Here is a 19821-nt window from a genome sequence, read left to right as displayed (position 1 = left end):
TGCGTCGGCATCCAGTCATCCATCCTCAATCCGCTAGAGCCTTTTAGTGTTTGGAGCCTTGTGGATTTCTCTTGCCACGCTCTCAGGTCTAACCAAAAAAAGCGCACGTGAATGAACACATGCGCTTTTTAGTTTTAAGCGGCTACAACCCTGATCAACTCAAGGCTCCACCTTCATGGCCACGTTCCGGGTGCTACCGGTCACGTAACCGCGGAGCTTCGGCACGAAGTTCTCCAAGGTGAGCACCCCTTTGATGGCGCGCTTCTTCGCCGGGGGGATGGTGATGGCACCGGTGACCAAACCCGTCGCCGGATTCAGCTTGAGGCTGGGTTTATTGACCAGTGATCCAAAGACAAACTTGTTCTTGATGTCCAAGGTCAGCGCTTCCATGACGTCCCCGGCTAGCTCGCCCCCGGAATTGGTGATCGTCATCAGTCCTGTCCCGGTCGGGTTCAAGAATCCGAGCGCACGCTGACCGGCTGTGGGTTTGGTGTAGGTGCCGCCTTCGATGTAGAAGCTGGTCGTGAAACCCGCCGGATAAAACGTGGTCCCTGGAGTCGTCGGAGCGGCGCGTCTGTAGATACAGATGCCATCGTGCAGGCGATCCAGCGCCCCGGTTTCATGAACCACGGCCGCGATCACACAGGTGGCTTTTCCCTTTAACAAAGAGCGGTAACCCAGGATATAATATCTCCCCCCGCTGTATTCAGTGAGATATGAGCCGAAACTAATCGGCGTGCCATCAGGCGCAATTCCCGTCACCGTCACGGCCCCAAGGGGAGCCACTTTCATCGTCAAGAAGCCCTCCGCCCCAGGATCGTCTCCACCGAGGCGTAGCATGTAACTGGTGAACTGCCCTGCCGTGGAAGCTGGTGTCAGAGAGGTGAATTCGGCGCGCCGAGGAAAGCCCGTTACGGCAATGTCCTCGCTATTCACCGTGGCATTGATGAGCCCTGTTCCCGTCCCATCGATCTCCAGACTGATCGGCAAGGTACCGGGCGCACCCTTCTGCGGAATGCTGGTGCGGAAATACCCGTCTTGACCGAAGGAACCCGCATAGGGGTAAGTCTTGGTGCCCAAAAACAACTTTCCGCTCAGTTTCCCCGTCGCCGTCATTTCTAGAGAGGCGGACCCCAATTTGCCCCCATCGTGACCATAGGTAAACACGGTCTGCCGCCCTGTCTTGCGCAGCTTCAGCAGGCGTATTTGGAGAATGACATTGCACGATGTGGCGGTGACGTCCGCAACCGTCAAGCCATCCACGGCGATGCGGTAATCGGTGCCTTTGACAGCGTAGAACGACACTTTGGAAAGTCCCCCATCAGGAAACGAGCCGGAAGTGCTGTAACCGGTGCCAGCAGCAACCGGAGTCAGTGCATTCACCGAAGTGCCTGTGTAAACCGCCAGCATGCTTTTCTTCAGCGGATTGGTCTCACCGATGGAGCGCAGTGTATCCACGGTGCAGTAGCCCGTCTCCGGAGCTGTCCAGCGCCACCAGGCGGTCTTTGCGGCATGGACGAGGCTGGTGCCAGGGCGATGCACCGGCTCATCCGGTTCCTCCGTGAAGGCATTGATATTGGTCACCAGCGAATAGACCGTATCCTCCGGAATGACGGTCGCCGTGGCAAACGTATTGGACCCCGCCGGAAACGTGGTCTGCCCATAAGCAGATGCTCCACCGAGCACCGAAAAAAAGAAGAGACTGAATCGAACAACACCCAAGGATGATAGTTTCATAGGTAACCCCTGAATCCCTGTCCTTCAGGGTCGGTTACAACACCTGCAATTTGCATTCCCTAACCAACAATTTAACCTCAAAAGAGGCTGTTTTATTTCATTTTGCAAAGGCTCCCAGCTCTATGCCAAAACGCATTCTTTTTTACCCCCTAACTCAAGGCGCTATCCTGAGACCGTGCCTTGAGATTGGGGGGCTCCACCCAATGAAGAGCCTGCTTCGCTAGTGGGAGAGTGTGTGCTGCTGAGCATCACTCCCCGCTCACCTTCACTAGCTTGCTCTGCCAGTGCTGGAGGGCTGTGCTGATGTTCTCACCCACCAGCCCAGCGAAGATGAAGGCACCGCCGGGAACCTCGGCGGGGAGATCGAAGGTGACCTCACTCACGCCCTCGCCACGCAGGTGCAGGGTCTTGCGTTCCAGGCGCTCGTTCTTGGCACTCTTCAGGGTGATCTGCACGGGTTGGGTGCCGAGATCCGCAGGCAGATGATGGGCGACTTTGACGACGGCTTGTCCGCCGGGCACGAGGCGCTCGGGAAGCGTCAGTTCGATGAGCTTGGCCTCTGCATGAGCCTGAGCCGTGGACATCGCCGTGCCTTTGCCTTTTCCCTTGGCTTTGGCTGGGCCTTGACCTTTCTTCGGTGCAGCCTCGTCTTTCATCTCTCCGTCTTCCTCCACTTCACTCCGGTCGGCTTTCCGGCCCTTGCCCCGGGCCTTCTTCATGTTCTGCTCGCGTTCCAGCATCCACTGCTCACGATAGGCCGCATCCTGACGGTGGCGGAAGACGTCCAGCAGTGGATCTCCGGTCTTCACCATCCAGGCTTCTATGGCCTGCTCCAGGATCGTCACTTGAGCGGCATGGGCAGGCAGGTCGATCAGGTTCGTGAGCGCATCAGGATCATACCGCACGTCATAGGCCTCGGCTGGGCGGCGATGGTCAAAGAGATCCACCCGCGCAGCCACCGCCTCATCCGTCTTCGCCAGCACGCGCATCTGGCGACAGGTGGGGGTGCCTGCGGTGGCGCCACTCATAACACGCTTACCGTTAGACCAGGGATTGAAGATGTAGAGGAAATCCTTCGTCTGCACGGCCCGCATGGGGGTGATCTGGCCGCCGGAGTTCTCGTAGTAGGATTTGAAAACCATGTCTCTTCCCTCCTGGGTCTCACCTTTCAGCACCGGGACAAAGGAGCGGCCATCCATACCCTCGGGCAGCGGCAGGTTCAGCATCTCCAGCAGGGTGGGCAGCAGATCCACCGCCGAGACCATGTGCGTCTCCTCCACACGCCCGGGCTTCGTCACGCCGGGCCACACCATCATCATCGGCGTGCGTGTGCTGTGGTGGTAGAGTTGAGTTTTAGCAAAGGGCAACGGCATGCCGTGATCTGACAAAAAGAGGATGATGGTCTTCTCCATCTCACCGGCTTTTTCCAGCGCCGCCAGGATGGCTCCCACGGCGTCATCGGCACGACGCACGGAGGAGTAGTAATGCGCCAGTTCCTTGCGGATGACCGGATCATCGGGCAGGAAGCCCGGAACGGGCACTTCCTCCGGCGTGAAGACGCGGCTGGGCACATGCGGATCGTCCACCGTCTGGCCTTTATTCCCCTCGGCATAGAAAGGCTTGTGCGGGTCAGACACATTCAGCATCAGGCAGAAAGGTTGCCCAGCCTTGCGTGCGGCCTCAATGCCTTGCGTCAGACTTTCCCCATAGGAGGGGGCATCCTTGATGTGCACCTTCTTACCTTCCGCATTCGTGTCCAAAACGATGTCCCAGGGAAACGGCACAAAGGGGGTGGAGTGCGGCACCTTCCCCCGGATGCCGGTGAACCAGCCCGCCGCATGCATCAGCTCTCCCAGCACGGGATACTTGACCTCTTCACGCGGCAGTGGATCAAAGCCCTGAATGCCGGTGTGATGCGGGTAGCGGCCCGACCACATGACATTGCGCGAGGGCATGCAGTTTCCCACCACCACATGCGCCTGAGCGAAGCGCACGCCACGTGCTGCTAGGCGATCCATGTTGGGCGTCGTATCGGCGAGCTTGCAGCCATAGACGCCCACCGAGTCACAGCTCATGTCATCGGTGGTGATGATGAGCACATTCGGCTTTGAGCTCGCTGCCGGGGCCGCCTCGGCGGCAGATACCGCCGGTGTGCAAGCCTTCCAAAAGCAGGCGAGCAGAAAGCCACTCGTGACCAGAAAGAACGTAGGGAAACGCATGATCGCCATGAACGCCAGGAAGCCGCGCGCGTTTCAGGAAAAATGCTCACCTAAGGATGCTTCGATCGCCCGCTTTTGGAGGCAGGCTTTCCAAGCGCGCTGGCCGTGGCAAAATGCACGTCACGGACGAGAAATCTTTGGCTTCCAAGCCCCTATCGAAGATGGGCATAAGCAAAGACGGTTAACGTGTTAGACATATCCCTTATGGAATAATCGTCAAAAGTGCGACATTTTAGTTGACGTATGACTGTAATTTCCATAAATTTGGAAACCGTGATAAAGACAAAAGCTCATTCAAGCAGGTGACGACGTCTTCGGCTGACCCCTAGTGGGAATGCCAAAAGACGGACTGCCCGCCCACCACTCATCGCCGCCCGGCACCCTCGTCATGAACTATGCGACACGCCTCCTGATCCCGACTGAGTCCCCCGCCTCCCACCGCGATCTTTTTTATCCTCCGTATCCCATGCCGCTCTCGCCTCAAGAGACGGTCATCGACATCAAGACCCACGAGATGCAACGCGTCGGCATGAGCTCTGCAGTCCAGCTGCCCAGCTCTCCCACGGAGACGGTGAGCATCATTCAGACGTATTTCACCGCTTATGAAGAGGGGGATCGTGACACCGTCTCCGCTCTCTTGGCCGAGGACTTCAGCTTCAGCAGTCCGCTGAATCATCGCGTTGACCGCGATAGCTACTTTCGCAACTGCTGGCCCATGAACCCGCATATCACCCTCCACATCGAGCGCATCTTTGAAAAGGGCAATGAAGCCTTTGTCACCTACGAGTGCGAGCGCAATGACGGCACCCGCTTTCGTAACACCGGCTTCTTCATCCTGCGTGATGGCGGCATCCGCCACATCCACATCTACTGCGATTCTCCGGAGGATCTCGCCCCCTGGCGGGAGCCCTCGCCCGGCATCATGGCCGCCGCCCTGTCCTAGGCTCGGTCTGGAGTAGCCCACTTCCCGCATTTCCACTTTCGACCTCAGGGCTGGGTCGCACCGTCTCTCCGACATCCCCATCTTTCGGCCTCCCGATTTACTTTGCCAGGGTTGGATGATTTGCAGGAGAGACGGTGTTTTGTTTTTGAGCCCTCGTGACACCCCCACCCGTCCACCCCGCAGCACGGAAGCGATGCCAGGGTATGAAGCCGCATTCCCTCCCCCATTCCCTGGCGCAGTGCTCGCGCCTGCACCCGCTGCCCACTCTCCCGCCCCAGCCTGCCCACTGGCTGCGCACACCGCCCGCCTGTGGGGATGGCGAGGCTTTTGAGACTTGGGACCTCACCGACCCCGATGTGGAGACGGCGCAGCAAAACCTCAGCGATGAAGGCCACGGGCATCATCTCCAGGACTCGTGTCGATTATAGTGGGTCCCTCCTCAGGCTTATCTTTTCACGCCTGCCTCCAGGCGTGAGGTCAACGCCTTCTTTATCTTGAGAAAGCGGCCTCTCGCCACGGAATTTCGGCCAACTTAAAGTGTGGTGGCGTCGGTTAAATTGATTGCCAAGGGACAACCCCGGCGAAACACTGCTGCCCATGCGATCAACGATCACGCTCATGAAAAGATCTGGAGAAAAAGCGGTGATCCTGGCCATCCTCGTGATGGCACTCACCGGGCCAAGGCTCATGGCGCAAGAAACGCCCGCCCCTGCTGCAGCCCCGACGGCATCGGACATCACCATCCCAGACAAGGACAGTCACTATCCTTTTTATTACGTCGATGTGCAACAACTGCTGAAGGACTACCCCAAAGCCGCTGCCTTTGAGACCACCCTGAAGTCGCTGGCGGAGTTGGCCCGGGCTGAGCTCGGGACCATTGAGGAAAAATGGCGCAAGGCCACGGCCGCAGGTCAGACAGAAGAAGCCGCCACTCTGCAAAAGGAATACGCTGCCCTGAAACAAACCCACCAGCAGGAAATCCTGAAAAAGAAGCAACAGATGAGCGGTGTGATCTGGGATGACGTGCGCGAAAAGGTGAAGGAGAACTTTAGCACCAGCCCCTTCGGTTATGTCGTTGTTTATGATCAAAAATTAGGAAAAAACCAATCGGGTCATTTCATCTCGGCAACGGCTGCAGAGGAACGTGACGACCTCTCCGCCACTCGGACTGACCTCACCTATGCCCTCGTGCAACAGCTCAAAAAGGAACCCAATTCGGAGAACCTCACCAGCATCACGACCACCCCACGCTACGGCCCCTGCTACAAGGTGAACTTCGTCACCCTGATCGCGGCTCACCCACGCCATGAAACCGTGAAAGCCACCCTGCAAACGGTGCAGGAGGCCGAGACCTACAGCCTGACCACTCACCCCGAGATCCGCGACCTCCAACAGAGGATCAAACGCCTGAGCACGGAGGCTGGCGACCCAGCAGAGATCCAAGCACTCATCTCAAAACGACAGACCGAACTGCGTGACAAACAAACCGCGCTGGAAACCGCAAGCCAAACGCGCATGAACGAATTGCGTGATCGCCTCATTGCCCAGATGATGGGCGATATCGAAAAAGCCATCTCCATCCTCATGGAGCCGGAGGAAACCTACACCATCGTCTCGGATCACATCACCAGTCAGGCCCTTCCCGCTTACCAGTTCATGGAGGGCATGACCCTGCCGGACATCACCCCGCAAGTGGCCGCGTATGTGAAAGCCATGGTGGCCCCCTGATCTGAAATTTCAGATCGCCAATCTCAGATCCGCAATCCGCTGCTACCCACCTCGTCCTACCTCGGCTCATCATGAACAGATCTACCGTCGTATCCGTCATCATCGGCATCCTCATCGCCGTCTCCGTCATTCATAAGATCCGCAAAGGCGCGGAAGTTTTAGGCTCCGATGACTCGGCGGCATCCAGCCGCCCAGCATCGTCTTCGACCAGCCTCTCCACCTCCTCGCTCGCGCCCGCCCCAGCCCCCGTGCCCACGCACACACCGCCAGCCACCAGCGCCGCCACCGGCACGGGAACGACAACGGCCTCCTCTGCCCCTGTCCCTGCCAGCTCTGGCCAGAGCTCTTTTGACAAAATCACGGCATCCACAGACGCCATGCTGGAAAAAGTGCGCAACGACCCCAACCTCAGCCCCACGGAGCGGAAGCTGAAGGAATCCAAAATCGCGCTGATGAAGATGCAGATGATGCAAAGCGCGGCCCAACTGGATTCCTTCAGGGCCTCACATCCGCCACCGCCCCCTAAATCCGCAACCATCATCACGGCCCCCATTTCACTTCCAGCCGCCCCCGTCACCGTGCCAAATCCCGACCCGGCCCCGATCCCAGCGCCACCGCCGGGGACCAAGGTGCCGTCGTCCTAGCCAAATCCACCTCGCCAACACGCCAGGTCCGAGAACTCAAGGTTCGGAGCCCCGGCTTCAGCCGGAATCTGCGAGGAAGATGCTAACGGTGCGATCCTCACCTCTCATCGAGGTCCGACCTTGAGACGAGGGTAGCGAACAGGGGTGTTTTCTGCGATCCCTCCAACCCCTTCCGGCTGAAGCCGGGGCTCCAAGCTCGCAAGCGCCTCACGAGGGCGCATCGGCCCGCTTGCAGCCCTCTTCTCATCCAAACAAAAAGCGCGCACAGCCGCTCGAGACTGTGCACGCTGGTTAGTGCTTACCGCGCATGCAGGGCGGCATCACTGTCTGGTCAAAGGGGTCAGCTTCGATTAGAACTTGAAGCGGATACCGGCCTGAGCACCGAAGACGTCGTCAAAGCCATCGGCTTCTTCGAAACCGTAAGTGCCGGCGACGAAGAGATCCAGCTCAGGGGAGACTTCGAAGAGAAACTTCGCAAAGGCGTTCCACTCGGAGAGCACGAGCTCGTTGCTGGTGTAGCTGACACCCACGTGCGTTTCAAAGAAGCCCCACTTGGCGCGGAAGTGTGGGGTCACATACACACCCCAATCATCCGTGCTGATGTCATCGAAATCAGCCAGGGCCAGATTGGCATAGTTGACGCCCACTTCGGTGACGAAGTGGATGTTGTTGGTGATCGGGATGTAACCGCCGATGCCAGCATTGGCTTGCCAGTAGTCCAGGTCCACGCCGAAGTCGATATCCGTCCAGGAGCCGCCCAGGGCGAAGTAGAGATGATCCACAGGAGAGATCTCCAGGCCGAGACCGGCCCCGTGCCCGTCCACATCAATACCGAGGAAGTCAGCGGTGCGGTATTGATAGTAGAGAGACACATTGTCATAGGAAATGAGCACAGGCTCCTCATAGACCGGCTGCTGCACGGGGGCTTTCCCCATGGGGGCAACAGGGGTGCCGGCATAGGTGTCGGAGGCCGCCAAGGAGAGGGCGAGGAGAGCGATGGATGATCGTATCATGTCGTAGGGGATGTGTATAGGTTGAGGGTCGTGATGAGAAACTTCAGCCCGCCTAACAAAAAAGATCGTTTTTTGTTTTGAACATTTCTGAAGTGATCGACCTCTAAGGAGAAGGCCGTCACCACCTCATCGCAGCATCACGGTGAAAGCGGTTGTATCGTGGGTGAAAAAATTCCTGCGATGAGCCTTTCATGCAAAAGGCCCTCCCTGCCCCGTCATTTGACTGGCGTTTTTCACCTGGGCTCGGGTATCCTCGCACGCATGGCCAATATCCCTACCGGAAAAATATCCAAATGGCGCATAGGCTTGGCCATTTTTATCGTGGCCTTAGTGTTCTCACCCATTTGGTTTCCGGTGGTTTATTTGATCTCTCTGGTCACTGTTGTTGGCTACACGACCCCACGGTCAAACACCCCCTTTCCAGAAGCCCATCAACGAGCCATCAACAGCTTTGTCGAGAGCAAGGGTTTTGGAGTCAATCGCTTGGTCAATGGCTCCAAGTATTGGGGAGAACTTTCAGTTCACTTCGAAGGCAGCACCCACTGGAAGGAAAGCATCTGTCTCCTGGGCCTCACTCCCGAATATGGAGACCGTTATTTCACGGGGCGTGTGCCCAAAAAAGAAGCCCTCCTCGAAGCCACCCACCGCCCGCTCACGAGTGAGGAAACAGCGGCGGTAGCCAAGCTGCGCGCCGGAGAGCCTTGGGTAAAGCTGGCGGTGCCGCCGAATCCCCACGAAGACACCACAGATCAAGTCCGCGTCATCGCCCCCCTCTTGGCCCAACAGAGCTGTCTCGAATGCCACCAGGTCAAAGAAGGCACCTTGTTAGGCGCCTTGGATTATCTGTTTCATCAAAGCAAAAATCAGACAGAGGACGCTGAGGAGACGAGCCCCTAAAACTCAGTGTCGCGCAGGTAATGGCTTGGTTTGGAAGGCCTTACACTTTCAGACAAAAGGTTGTCCGAAACGTAAGATTTCCTTCCAGTTTCAAGAGCTCTTTTCTGAGTGAAAGAAGATTGTCATTAATCAGTCAATCACCTAACCTCCGGGCCATTATGCGCCGCGCCCTGAGGTCCTTGCTTTTTCTCACACTGATCCTACTTGCAGGATGGTTTGCCTATAGGGCATGGCAGCAGGCAACGCCAGTTAGTGATGCCGTGGTAGCGGCCCATCCATCGCTACCGTTGGCTAAGACCGAAGCACCCGCGGTCGATGGCCCACGTCAGCAGACACCCGAGCCTGTGAACGTGATCACTGAGGCTCCAAAGGCGTCCACGGATCTCGACCTCCCCTCACGCTCGGAAAAAGAAGCCTTCCTTCAAAACGCACGCCGGGTGGAGGAGAGGGCGACAAGGCCTGATGAAAAGGGACGCTACATGCGCAAACGTGTGGTGGAGGCGGATTTCAAGTATCCGCTGCTGCGCATCGAGGAGCAGTGGGTAAAGGACCCCGCCACGGGTGAAGAAACCCTGCAAGATCAGCAGATCATGGTCGCGGATCATTTCCTGGTGACGCTGAAAGAAGGTGTGACACGTGAGTCACTGGATGAACTTTTAGTTAGCCTCAGTGGCAAGGTGCGGCGGCACATTCCGAATTCCCAGACCTACTTGGTGGAGATCGGCAGTGCAGGCTTGGATGCCTTTGAGCTGAAGCTGCGAGACTATCGCCTCCAAGGCGCACCGATGAAAATCGTGGAGCCGGATTACGTGGTCTTTGCCTCACTGACGCCGAATGACCCCTCGTATAGCTCTCTCTGGGGCCTGAATAACACCGGGCAAACAGGTGGCGTGGGAGATGCGGACATCGATGCCCCCGAGGCCTGGGAGCTGTCTCGGGGCAGCGCCAACGTGGTCGTGGGGGTCGTGGATACCGGCATCGACTACACGCACCCCGACCTAGCGGCCAACATGTGGACGAACACCGATGAGATCCCCAACAACGGCGTGGATGATGATGCCAACGGCTACATCGACGATGTCTATGGCTGGGATTTCGTCTCCAATGACAAAGACCCGATGGACGACCACTACCACGGCACCCACTGCGCGGGCACCATCGGGGCTGTGGGGGGGAACGGCATCGGGGTAGTCGGCGTCTGCCATACGGTGAAGCTGATGGCACTGAAGTTTCTCTCCAGCAGCGGCGGCGGCACCACCTCAGACGCCATTGAAGCCGTGCTCTATGCCACGGCGAATCAAGTGACGATGACCTCCAATAGCTGGGGCGGAGGCGGCTACTCGCAGACACTGAAGGACGCCATCGATGCCGCCGGTGTAGCAGGCCAACTCTTCGTGGCAGCCGCAGGCAATGACTCACGCAACACAGACACCAGTCCCTCTTACCCGGCCGCCTATGACTCCCTGAACATCATCTCCGTGGCCGCCAGTGATCACTCCGATGGGCTGGCCAGCTTCACCAATTACGGGGCCATCACTGTGGATCTGGCGGCACCGGGGGTCAGCATCTACTCCACCTCCCCGGGAAATAGCTATCGCAGCCTCAATGGCACCTCCATGGCCTGCCCACATGTGGCGGGGGCTTGTGCCTTGATCAAAGCCGCCCGACCAGGCCTCTCCTGGCAGGATGTCAAAAGCGCCGTATTAAACAATGTAGATAGCGTGGCGGGCATGACGGGCAAGGTGGCGGTGAATGGCCGAATGAACCTGGCCCGCGCGCTCATCATCGCGACCGAGCCCTACATCTCCCTCACCAGCCTCCAGCCCTCCGACAGCGGGCAGCAGGGCTCTACGGGAAACAATGACGGTATCCTGAATCCGGGTGAAGACATCGCCCTCAGCGTCAGCATGAAGAACGCAGGCGGCAAGCTCGCCCAAGGCCTAACGAGCCATGTGACCGTAGCCTCCACCGGCAATAAAGTCAGCGTGCTGGCCGGCACCCGGAACTGGGGGGATGTGGCGGTGGATAGCACCGTCTCCACAGGCAACTCGCCCTTCATCATCCGCATCGCTCCAGATACGGTCACCCCACACACCTTCAGCGTGGTGATCACCTCCACGGATGCCAATAACCAAAGCTGGACCAGCCAGGCCCAGCTCACCGTGCAGACGACCAGCACCGTCAGCGGACGCGTGACCGCTCTCACCGGTGGAGCAGGCATCGGTTCAGCCACCCTCACTTACACAGGCACCTCTTCCGGCAGCGTAACTGCCGGGGCCGATGGCCGCTACCAGCTCAAACTCACCGATGGCACCTATGAGTTTCGCGCCACAGCGGCAGGTTACAATCCATCGGCGACGACATCCGTGACGCTGCCGCCAGATCGATCCAATTTCAACTTTTCGTTAGGCCGTTCAAAGATCCAAGTCACCCCCACCACACTCGCTTCCACGCAGTATGAAGACGCTGTAGCCACAAAGACCCTGCGCATCACCAATGAAGGCGACACCCCCCTGACCTACACGCTCAATTCGACACCCCGAGAAAACGGCGCTTCTCTACAGCCAGCCCAGGCCATCCTCATGCCACCACCAGTCTTGAGTTCGTCCGATGAAGCCGCTGAGACGCATCCACATGAGTTTAGCCGTCTGACAAACATCGCTGCGGGCTCCACTGGCCTGCCCTTTCTGGATGGTTTTGAAAGCGGCTCCTTCAGTAACTGGACGCAGGACTCCGGCACCGGCACCCGCGAGGTGGTCACCACCACCGCCGCCTCAGGGAGCAAAAGCTTCCACTATCGATATGATGGGACCACCTCCCACTACAACGGCATCCACCGAGACTTTGTCAGCGGCAGCAAACCCCAGAGCATCTCCTTCTGGGTGCGCTCCGGCTCCACCACCACGCATGACAGCTACGTCGTCTTCACGGATAACACCTACGGCATGGACGTGATCTGGTTCTATGCCCGAGGCACAGGGAATTTTTCCGTTAACGGCTCCTCCGGCGGCGATGAGAGCTACAGCTATCAGGCCAATGTCTGGTATCACATCGAGTTTCGAAACCTGGACTGGACGGCGAAAAACTTCGACTACTACGTGGATGGCACCCTGGTGAAGGCCGACATTCCTTTCCGCAATGCCAGTTATGCCGATGAGCTGTCGCAGATGTGGCTTTACAACTTCAGCACCGGTTCCGAGGCCTGGTGGGATGACATCCGCGTGTTGGATAAGACCTTGGATTGGCTCAAGCCGTCTCCGCTGAACGGCACTCTCGCTCCGGGGGCCTCCACGGATGTCACCGTGACCTTCGATGCCACGAACCTCCTGGCAGGTAGTTACCTCGGGCAGGTGGATCTCAGTTCCAATGATCCCGCCAACCCCACCGTCAGCGTGCCTGCCACCATGACCGTGCAGGCGCTCCCCAACACGCCTCCTGTAGCCAATGCGCAGACGGTCACATTTGACGAAGATAATCAAGTGGTGATCACCCTCACCGGCAGTGATGCGGAGAACCACGCCCTCACCGCCCAGATCCAGACCCTGCCTGCCCAGGGCACCCTGTATCTCACCACGGATGGTGTCAACCGCAGCACCAGCATCACCACCGTGCCCACCGTCATCACCCAGGCTGATAAGAAGGTGATTTATGAGCCCGCGCCGAATGGCAATGGCACTCCTTATGCCAGCTTCCAGTTTGTGATGAAGGATAAGCGCTCGCAATCCACCCCAGCGACGGTGACGCTGAACGTGCGCTCCGTGAATGACATCCCGGTGGCCTTCAATGACTATGTATCCGGTCTGCCGGGAGCCGTGATCACGCCGATCACCGTCCTCAGCAATGACTTCGATGCCGATGGGCAATCCCTCACCATCACCTCCTTCACACAACCTCTGAGAGGTGCCGTGACTAACAATGGAGACGGCACTCTGGCCTTCACCCCCAATGCCAACTTCACCTCCGGTGAGGACAGCTTCAGCTACACCATCAGCGATGGTGCCGGTGGCACGGCCAGCGCCACGGTCAATGTCTCCGTCGGCCTGCTCGCCGGTGGCACCTGGCCCATGATGGGGGGCAATGCGGCCCACACTGGCTACTATGCGGGCTCCCTGAATGGACAGACGCTGACGGAGGCCTGGAATCTAAAAATCTCGCCCCAACCGCTCAATCAAGTTTCCATCGGCGCAGGCAAGGTCTTCGCCACGCCGAACATTTATTTCAATGAAACCCAGCTCTCAGCGGTGGATCTGACGACAGGCACCCTGATCTGGAAAAAAGTCTGGGATACGCAGGCCTTCTCCATCACCGGCCCATCCTATCACGAAGGTGCCGTGTATGTTCAGGTGGGCAAAGGCATCTCAGTCGACAATGCCAAAGTCTGGGCACTGAATACGGCCGATGGCAGCACTCGTTGGTCCAGCCCTTTTTCAGCGCAGTGGGAAGAGTATCTGCCTCCGACGGTGACGGACAGCACTGTTTACGTCAATGGCGGCAGCTATGGGGGCATGTATGGCTATGACCGCACCTCTGGGGGGCAAAGATTTTTCAACAGCAATCTCGATCAATTCGATCAGTGGACCCCAGGCGTTCTCGGGGACAAAGTTTATTCCTTTGTGAAGGGTCAATTCCGTCAGCATGCTTCGCTGACCGGCGTCATCGAATGGACACTGGATCTGACCTGGGATTGGGATGGTTATTCCATGAATCGCACGATGGCGCTGGATGCAGCCACGAACAATGCCTTCGTGGTGAACAATCGTGCAGGCCCAGACGAGTTGGTGTGCATCAATCTGACCACCCAGTCCGTGCGCTGGCGGGTGCAGACGGGGTTCATCGGCACTCCCTCTCTCCTGGGCGGGCGCGTTTATGCCTTCGATGGCAGTGGCAACGTCAAAGCCTATGACATCACCACCGGGGCGCTGCTTCAGACCTACACGACCGGAATCGGTACCAGCGGTCTTTATCAGCCCATCATCACGCAAGACGTGCTGATCGCCTCTTCAAGCACGACGACGGCCATTCATCAGCTCAGCACCGGGACGAAGATCCAAAGCCTCAACGCCGGTGGCATCCCGAGCTTGAGCAACGGCCAACTGCTTCTGGCAGGGACGGATGGCATCCTGCGCTGCTTTGGAGTGCCCGTCAGTGGCAATACCGCCCCCACTACCAGCAACCTCACCGTCACCAGCCTGGAAGATCAAGGCGTCACGCTGACCCTGCCCGGCACCGATGCCAATGGCGATCCACTGCTCGGCATCATCACCACTCTACCTGCCAAGGGCACGCTGTATCAAACCTCCGATGGCGTGCAGACCGGCGCGGCCATCACCTTCGTACCCACGATTTTGAAAAACACCTCTCGCAAGGTGATTTATCGCCCTGAGCCCGAAGGCTTTGGGAGCGCCTACGCCACTTTCAAATACAAGGTTCATGACGGCTACATCGCTTCCGCAGAGGCCACAGCCACGTTGAACATCACCAATGTCAATGATGCCCCTCTGGCCGTGGATGATGTGGCTTATCTTCGTGCAGGCCAGTTTTTAGATTTCCAGCCCACCAGCAATGACATCGATGTGGATGGTGAAGCGCTTCAGATCGTCTCCTTTACCCAGCCGCCCCATGGCACGGTGACGCAGAATGGTGATGGCAGCTTAAGGTATGTGCCGCTGTCGAATTTCACCGAAGGTACGGACACCTTCCAATACACCCTGCGGGATGCGGCTTCCCTCACCTCCACAGCCACTGTGCAAGTGCATATCAGTGCCACCTACGGGCGCGAGTGGACGCAGTTTGGCAATGATGCTGCGCACAGCGGGCGCTATCCCGGCTCACTCGGTACGGCACCTTGGGTGCAGCGCTGGGAATACACCTTTGCCAATACGATCAATCCCGTCGTGGTCGCGGAAGGCAAAGTCTTTGTGGCCCAGAACGGCAGCCAAGGCGGCTATCTGCATACCGTGGCTCTGGATGCCAGCACAGGCGGTGAGATCTGGCGCAAGCTTCTTCCCTCGGGCTCACTCCATCCTCCCAGCTATCACAAAGGCGTGGTTTACCTCCAGCGGGGCAATCATAACACCGATACCCAGCTCTGGGCTCTGAATGCCGGTGATGGCAGTGTGAAATGGAACTCCCCCCACGGTGCTCAATGGGATGGCTACTACTCTCCTGCGGTGAGCGACCTCGGTGTGTATATCAATGGCGGTAACTACGGCGGCATCTATGGCTTCAATCACCTCACAGGGATCCAGAAGTTTTTCTTCGACCTCGCTCAATATGACGAATGGACGCCATCCATCTGGAAGGGGCGGGTCTATTCCTTTGTCGAGGGGCGCCTCATCCAGCATCATCCCGAAACCGGAGTCGCCGAATGGACCCTCGACTTTGGCTGGGACTGGAGTGGCTGGAGCATGGACCGCCTCGTGTGCATGGATGATGACCGCGCCTATGTCGTGAATAACACCGAAGGGGGCAATGAACTGATCTGTGCCACGCTTGCCCCCGCAGGTATCGCTTGGCGGGTGCAGGCAGGGTTCAACGGCACACCCGCCACCGCCAACGGCATCGTCTATGCCTGCGCCGGAGGCAAGGTGAAGGCTTACAACAGTGTCACCGGTCGTTGGTTAAGCGATTTCACCGCCGGGTCAGAGACCTCCCTGCAAGGTGTCATCGTCGTGACCAATGATTTGTTATTCGTCAGCTCCAACACGAAGACCTACATCTTCAACCTGGCGACCAAGTCCGTGGTGCAGACGCTGAACTTCAGCAGCCAAGTCTCCATCACCGATGACCTTCTGTACCTCGCCTGCTCCGATAAAAAACTGCGTGTTTACGGCCGCAGCACGCCTAACAACAAGGTGCCTGTGGCGCTCCCCTCTCATGCCAGCATCTTGGAAGAAGCCCAGATACCGATCAAACTGGAAGGCACCGATGGCGATGGTGAGACTCTCAGTTATGTCGTCCGCAGCCTGCCCGCCCAAGGCACCCTGTATCAAACCACCGACGGCGTCACCAAAGGGGCCGCCATCACCACCGTTCCAGCGCAGGTGCTCAGCTCCACGGGGACCGTCATTTATCAGGCCCCATTGGATGTGTCAGGCATCGGCGTCGGTTCCTTCAGCTTCACCGCGCATGACGTCGTCTCGTCTTCCGCCGTCACTTCCGTGACCCTTGACGTCACCCCTGTCAATGATCTGCCCGTGGCCGTTCCAGACCGGCTTGCTCTGGTCCCTGGAAACCTTTTGACCCGTTTCCGCCCCGAATACAATGACCGTGATCCCGATGGCGATGCGCTGGTGGTCGTCAGCTTCACCCAGCCCGCCGCTGGCAGTGTGGTGCAGAATAGCGACGGCTCCCTCACCTACACCCCTGCGCCAGAATTCCTGACCGGCATCGAGACCTTTAACTACACCATCCAGGATGCCGCAGGCGGCCTCGCCTGCGCAGATGTCGTCATTACCCTCAGCAGCACCCTGGGGCGTCAATGGCCCACCTTCGGTGCAGGGCCGGACCATACCGGTTATCAACCGGTGTCCTTGGCCAGCAGCAGCCCGCTGACCCTCAAGTGGACGAACACGAGTGTCGTGAACTCTCACCCCGTCGCCGTGGCCAATCGCCGCGTTTACTGCACGACCGGAACCTCCGTCATCGCCCTCGACACTGTCACCGGGGGGCAACTCTGGAACTATGGTGTGACCTCGGGCACCACGCTCAACCCGCCCACCTGGTTTAACAACGGCATCTATATCCAGCAAGGCAACCACAGCAGCAGCCGCCTGCATCGTATTCAAGATACAACTGGGCAAGTGGTTTGGACCGCACCTTTCCAGGCCCAATGGGAAAGTTATCTGGCCCCTGCGGCCGATGAGACCGGTGTCTTCATCAATGGCGGCTACTATGGCGGTATGTATGGCTTCAGCCACACGGGCAGCCAGCTTTTCTTCCAAAGCTTGGCCCAGGTTTCTGGATGGACGCCGACGCTCTATAACGGCGGCCTCTACTCCTTCGTGACGGGGACCTTCAGCAGCCATCACAAGACGACCGGCGCCAGCCTCTGGGCACTCACTTACCCCTCCAGCTCCGGCACATCCGCCATGGGCCGCACCACCGCCTGTGCGGAGGGACATGCCTTCATGGTGCTTAACTACAGCGACGCCACGCTCGGCACCACCCAGCAGCTCATCAGTGTGAATCTCTCCACTCAGGCAACCGCTTGGAAGGTCTCGGGTAAATACACGGGCACGCCCGCTGTGGCCCACCAGGCCGTGTTTGTCATCTCCGAGGCGAAAGCTGTGCACGCCTATGATCTCGGCACCGGTCGCTTCCTGGGAACCTATCCCCTGCCCGGCAGTGATACCGGCCTCACCACTCAGCCCATTGTCACGGTGGATTCCGTCATCGCCGCGTCGTCTTCGAAGACGTATGTCTTTGACCTGAAAACCCGGGCCCTCCGCCAGACCATCCCCGCCGGTGGTTTCATCAGCTTAGCGGGGAACTCCCTCTACATCGCTGGCAGCACAGGCGTGACCGCCTACAGCGGCTCCACGCCAGACAATGCCCCGCCCATCGCCCTTTCTCAAAGCGTCTCCACCCCTGAAGACACCCGTGCCACGGTGACTCTCCAGGCCGTGGATCCGGATGAGGAGGCTCTCACCCTCTCCATCACAGCCCTGCCTGCAGCAGGCACTCTGCATCAGACGGCCGACGGCACCACGCTGGGGCAAGCCATCACCACCACACCCACGGTAGTCACCCATGCCCAGGGCAAGGTCATCTACAGCCCCCCAGCCAATGCGCATGGCAGTCCTCTGGAGACTTTCCAATACTCCGCCAGCGATGGTAAAGCCATCTCTCAAGCCGCGACGGCTACGCTCCATGTCACCTCGGTGAATGATGCGCCGACAGCTCGGAATGACTCCTTCCAAGCCGAGCCTAGGCAAGTGCTCAGCCCTCTGGCCGTGCTGGAGAATGATAGCGATGTCGATGGGGATGCCCTTGAAATCATCGGCATCAGCAAACCCACTCGTGGCAACGCGAGTTTCAATCCAGAGGGCAGCCTCTGCTACATCGCAGCGCATGACTTCACCAGCGGCACGGACACCTTCAACTACGTCCTCAGAGATGCAGGCGGCCTCACATCGGTAGCGAAGGTCACGATCCTCATCGGCCCCTTTGTCGATGATCCTTTCGCCACTGACCCCGCTTTCTCACCTCCCGGGGGCAGCTTTGATGCCCCCGTGGCCGTCACACTCACCGCAGCAGACCCCGCTGCGGCCATCCACTACACTCTGGATGGCAGCGCACCGCATCCGGCCAGCCCTTCGATAGTGTCCGGCACCACCGTGACCCTGCGGGAAACCACGGCCCTGCGCGCCATCAGCGTGAAGGGCTCCGACGTCAGCTCCATCCGCAATGCCACTTACACCCTGGCCGATGAGGACAATGACGACCTCCCGGACTGGTGGGAACGCGAGCACTTCGGCTCCCTCACCGCCGCTTCGGAAAGCACGGATCACGATCTCGACGGCATGAGCGATGCGATGGAGTTCTTCACCGATACGGACCCCCACTCCGCCCTGGATACCTTCACCGTCAAACCTACCCGCGTCCTCAGCCCCGATGGGGAGGAGATGCAGTTGAGCTGGGAATCCAAACCCGGCCGCCGTTACATCGTCGAGACCTCATCCGATCTGGTGCACTGGACCGCCTCTGAAACAGTTCAGCCACTGCGGGGCACCGGCGCTCTCATGCAGCACACGCTTGAAGCCGAAAGCCAACCCCGCCTCTTCATCCGCGTGCGTGTGGTCAATGAGCTCGATGGGCCTTGAGGAGCTTCGGCACTCCTGCCCGCCCCCTTCTTTTCGCGGCGACGCCGCCACTTGAAGACGGCGGACAGAGTGTCCACGCTCCTCTCTCGCTATGTCCTACGATGTCCAGAAAGGCGATGTAATTGCTTTATGTGCTCCAACCCTTCGCTGCGTGGATTGTCCCCTCTCACATGCGGGGAGAGGGTTGGTTCGATGCTTCTACCCGTTTAAATTTCACTTGGATCTGAGGCTCCGCTCGGACCCCTGTCATTATCAGCCCTACTGCCACGCTGCACATCTCTAAACCTGTGCCGCGATCAGCTTCGCCAGCAGGTCCCAGACTGGAGTCAGGGGAGGGCATTCGCGGGTCGGGCCTTCCTGGGTGATCACCAGCAGCGTTTCATTCGTTTCCAGATCCACCACGGCGACGGTGACGAGCACCCAGCGGCCATCTGAGAAGACGCATTTTCCTTCCTTCTCTCGCCGAACGGTCATTTTCAGCGCATAGCGATCTCCAGCTTCATTGTATTTGATCGTGCGTGAGCTGCTCTGCTTCTGCACCACGCTGTATTGGAAGGCCATCGGGCGGATCTGCAACCCGTAGTGAGCGCAGGCCACCGTCATGTCAGGCGCATACTCATCGTCGCCGATCAAAATGAAGCTTTTGATCGACTGGGCTGGGAGTTTGATCTTGGTGATCCTCGGCTTCTGATCATTGATGATGCAGCTGGTCAGGAAAAGAGAGGTGAAGACCAAAAGGGAGAGCCATTTCATAAGAATGCAGGGGCGGCATCCTGGAGCAAATGCTGTGCCTCGACCAACACAAATCACCTACTC

10 protein-coding genes are annotated in these 19821 nt (G+C 58.6%); 6 read left to right on the top strand and 4 right to left on the bottom strand.

The window, feature by feature from the left end; genetic code table 11:
- Positions 1-159: 159 nt before the first annotated feature.
- Complete coding sequence (locus B5D61_RS11255; protein WP_139373208.1) at positions 160-1737, bottom strand: hypothetical protein; 1578 nt, start codon at positions 1735-1737, stop codon at positions 160-162.
- Between the two features lie 248 nt (positions 1738-1985).
- Positions 1986-3956 (bottom strand): sulfatase family protein, encoded by a 1971-nt coding sequence (locus B5D61_RS11250; protein ID WP_078813547.1) that lies wholly within the window; start codon positions 3954-3956, stop codon positions 1986-1988.
- A 334-nt stretch (positions 3957-4290) separates the two neighbouring features.
- Between B5D61_RS11250 and B5D61_RS11245 the strand changes: the two genes are divergently transcribed.
- The 4 genes from B5D61_RS11245 to B5D61_RS11230 all read left to right on the top strand — a co-directional run bounded on the left by B5D61_RS11245 (position 4291) and on the right by B5D61_RS11230 (position 7271).
- Positions 4291-4899 (top strand): nuclear transport factor 2 family protein, encoded by a 609-nt coding sequence (locus B5D61_RS11245; protein ID WP_078813489.1) that lies wholly within the window; start codon positions 4291-4293, stop codon positions 4897-4899.
- Between the two features lie 203 nt (positions 4900-5102).
- Entirely contained in the window at positions 5103-5327 is a 225-nt protein-coding gene (locus tag B5D61_RS11240; RefSeq protein ID WP_078813488.1) for a hypothetical protein, read from the top strand.
- A gap of 190 nt (positions 5328-5517) precedes the next feature.
- Positions 5518-6627, top strand: a complete 1110-nt coding sequence (locus tag B5D61_RS11235; protein ID WP_078813487.1) for an OmpH/Skp family outer membrane protein — start codon at positions 5518-5520, stop codon at positions 6625-6627.
- 71 nt (positions 6628-6698) lie between these two features.
- Positions 6699-7271, top strand: coding sequence for a hypothetical protein (locus tag B5D61_RS11230; protein ID WP_078813486.1), 573 nt, complete (start codon positions 6699-6701; stop codon positions 7269-7271).
- Between the two features lie 350 nt (positions 7272-7621).
- Here B5D61_RS11230 and B5D61_RS11225 read toward each other — a convergent pair whose 3' ends face one another.
- On the bottom strand, positions 7622-8284 hold the full coding sequence (locus B5D61_RS11225) for a hypothetical protein (RefSeq protein WP_078813485.1): 663 nt from the start codon (positions 8282-8284) through the stop codon (positions 7622-7624).
- 261 nt (positions 8285-8545) lie between these two features.
- Here B5D61_RS11225 and B5D61_RS11220 point away from each other — a divergent pair, with 261 nt between their 5' ends.
- The gene (locus B5D61_RS11220) at positions 8546-9181 is read left to right on the top strand and encodes a hypothetical protein (RefSeq protein WP_139373205.1); all 636 of its coding nucleotides are present in this window, start codon (positions 8546-8548) and stop codon (positions 9179-9181) included.
- A 158-nt stretch (positions 9182-9339) separates the two neighbouring features.
- Entirely contained in the window at positions 9340-19005 is a 9666-nt protein-coding gene (locus B5D61_RS11215; RefSeq protein ID WP_176159365.1) for an Ig-like domain-containing protein, read from the top strand.
- 279 nt (positions 19006-19284) lie between these two features.
- Here B5D61_RS11215 and B5D61_RS11210 read toward each other — a convergent pair whose 3' ends face one another.
- Positions 19285-19758, bottom strand: coding sequence for a hypothetical protein (locus tag B5D61_RS11210; protein ID WP_078813482.1), 474 nt, complete (start codon positions 19756-19758; stop codon positions 19285-19287).
- Positions 19759-19821: the final 63 nt, after the last annotated feature.

The sequence above is a fragment of the Prosthecobacter debontii genome (assembly GCF_900167535.1).
GTDB lineage: Bacteria > Verrucomicrobiota > Verrucomicrobiia > Verrucomicrobiales > Verrucomicrobiaceae > Prosthecobacter > Prosthecobacter debontii.
Note: the sequence above shows the minus strand (reverse complement) of the source record. Positions and strands in the feature narration are given on the sequence as shown.

Excerpts from the sequence above, each read along its gene's own strand:
- B5D61_RS11220 (WP_139373205.1), top strand. The coding sequence starts at position 8,546 with ATGGCCAATATCCCTACCGGAAAAATATCCAAATGGCGCATAGGCTTG.
- B5D61_RS11255 (WP_139373208.1), bottom strand. The coding sequence starts at position 1,737 with ATGAAACTATCATCCTTGGGTGTTGTTCGATTCAGTCTCTTCTTTTTT.
- B5D61_RS11245 (WP_078813489.1), top strand. The coding sequence starts at position 4,291 with ATGCCAAAAGACGGACTGCCCGCCCACCACTCATCGCCGCCCGGCACC.
- B5D61_RS11235 (WP_078813487.1), top strand. The coding sequence starts at position 5,518 with ATGAAAAGATCTGGAGAAAAAGCGGTGATCCTGGCCATCCTCGTGATG.
- B5D61_RS11250 (WP_078813547.1), bottom strand. The coding sequence starts at position 3,956 with ATGCGTTTCCCTACGTTCTTTCTGGTCACGAGTGGCTTTCTGCTCGCC.
- B5D61_RS11225 (WP_078813485.1), bottom strand. The coding sequence starts at position 8,284 with ATGATACGATCATCCATCGCTCTCCTCGCCCTCTCCTTGGCGGCCTCC.
- B5D61_RS11230 (WP_078813486.1), top strand. The coding sequence starts at position 6,699 with ATGAACAGATCTACCGTCGTATCCGTCATCATCGGCATCCTCATCGCC.
- B5D61_RS11210 (WP_078813482.1), bottom strand. The coding sequence starts at position 19,758 with ATGAAATGGCTCTCCCTTTTGGTCTTCACCTCTCTTTTCCTGACCAGC.
- B5D61_RS11215 (WP_176159365.1), top strand. The coding sequence starts at position 9,340 with ATGCGCCGCGCCCTGAGGTCCTTGCTTTTTCTCACACTGATCCTACTT.
- B5D61_RS11240 (WP_078813488.1), top strand. The coding sequence starts at position 5,103 with ATGAAGCCGCATTCCCTCCCCCATTCCCTGGCGCAGTGCTCGCGCCTG.